Source organism: Streptomyces sp. (genome assembly GCF_036566765.1).
Lineage (GTDB): Bacteria > Actinomycetota > Actinomycetes > Streptomycetales > Streptomycetaceae > Streptomyces.
The window spans coordinates 1-1,543 of sequence record NZ_DATCVQ010000539.1 but is presented as its reverse complement, the minus strand read 5'-3'; the positions used below and the strand labels follow the sequence as shown (position 1 = coordinate 1,543).

At 72.2% G+C, this 1,543-nt stretch carries 1 protein-coding gene; it reads right to left on the bottom strand.

Annotated elements, in window-relative coordinates; genetic code table 11:
- Window positions 1–178: 178 nt before the first annotated feature.
- Window positions 179–1,429 (bottom strand): extracellular solute-binding protein, encoded by a 1,251-nt coding sequence (locus VIU94_RS31375; protein WP_331916576.1) that lies wholly within the window; start codon window positions 1,427–1,429, stop codon window positions 179–181.
- Window positions 1,430–1,543: the final 114 nt, after the last annotated feature.

Below are 1,543 nucleotides of genomic sequence, written 5' to 3'. Positions count from 1 at the left end.
GCGCGAGGCCGGGGGGTGGGGGTGGGGGCTGGAGGCGTCGAAGGGCTGAGGCGGTGCGGTGCGGACGGGTCGGGCGGGGGCTCGGAGCGCTGGGGGCGCGGGGCGTGGACGCGCCGGCTGGACCGCCCGGTCGGCTGTCCGGCGAGCGCGCGGTGCAGGGCCGACCGGGCCCGCCACGTCACTCCGCGAGCGCCTCGGAGATCTGCTCGGAGGCCCGCTTCGCGGCTCGGCGGGGGTCCTCGCCCTGGAGTACGGCGGTCATGTACGGCTTGATCGGGTTGGCGGCCTCGACGGTGGCCCAACGGGGCGAGTTGGGGGTGGCCTTGCCGCGGGCCGCGCCGGCGGCCATGGCGCGGGTGGCCTCCTGGCCTTCGACGACGCCGGCGAGCGTGGTCTTGTTGGGCACGTAGTTCATCGTCTGCGCGAGATCGGTCTGCCACTTCTCGCCGGCGAGGGCCTTGACGACCTCGATCGCCGCTGCCCGCTGCGGCGCGTTCACCGGAACGATCAGGTCGGAGCCGCCGGTGAAGACCGCACACGGCTTGCCGGCGGTCTTGCCGGGTATCGGGAAGTAGCCGAGCTTGCCCTGGAGCCCGGGGTTCTGCTTGACGATCGCGGCGGCGACGCCGGGGGTGGCGATGATCTGAGCGACGTCGCCCTTGGCGAAGACGCCGGACTGCGGCGGCGTCTCCTCGTCGGCGTCCCGCGGTCCGGCGCCGAGCGACTGCAGCTCCTTGTAGAAGGCCATGCCCCGCAGCGCCGCCGGGCTGTCCAGCGCACCGGTCCACACGCCGCCCCGGTCGACCGCGAGTTCGCCGCCCTCGTCCCAGATGAAGCCGGCGAGCGTGTACCAGTCCTGGCCGGAGAGGTAGATGCCCTGGCTGCCGGTCCGGTTGATCTTCTCGATGGCGTCGGTCCACTGTCTGCGGGTGACCGGGGGCTTGGCGATGCCGGCCCGCTCGAACAGGTCCCTGTGGTAGATCACCACCCGGTTCGCGGCGTACCAGGGGATCCCGTACTGCGCGCCGTTGACGCTGCCGGGCTGGGCGAGGCCGGGCAGCCATTGCTCGGAGCCGAGGTCGCGGAGGGACTCCAGGGTGAGGTCGTAAAGCTTGTCGGTGTCGGCGTACTGGGCGACCTGGGTGTTCCCGACCTCGATGACGTCGGGCCCGCCGGAGCCCTCGATGGCGGCGGTGACCTTGGCCCCGATGCCGGTCCATTCCTGGAAGGTGACCTTCAGCTCGACGCCGGAGTGCTCCGCCTCGTACTCCCGCGTGAACCGCTCCAGGAACTCGTCGCTGACGCTGTCCTTCATCAGCCAGACACTGATGGTGCGAACCTGGGGCCCGTCGCCGGGGGCGAGACCGCAGCCGCCGAGCGCGAGGGCGGTGACGACCACCAGGGGACAGACAAGGGAACGGTTCTTCACGGGGTCACCTTCGCGGACGGGCGCACGGGGGGCGTGGCATGGGGAGGGGACCCGACGTGGGGGGCCGAACGCGCGGTTCGCACGGGTGTGGCTGGATTCTGGTCTGGACCAATG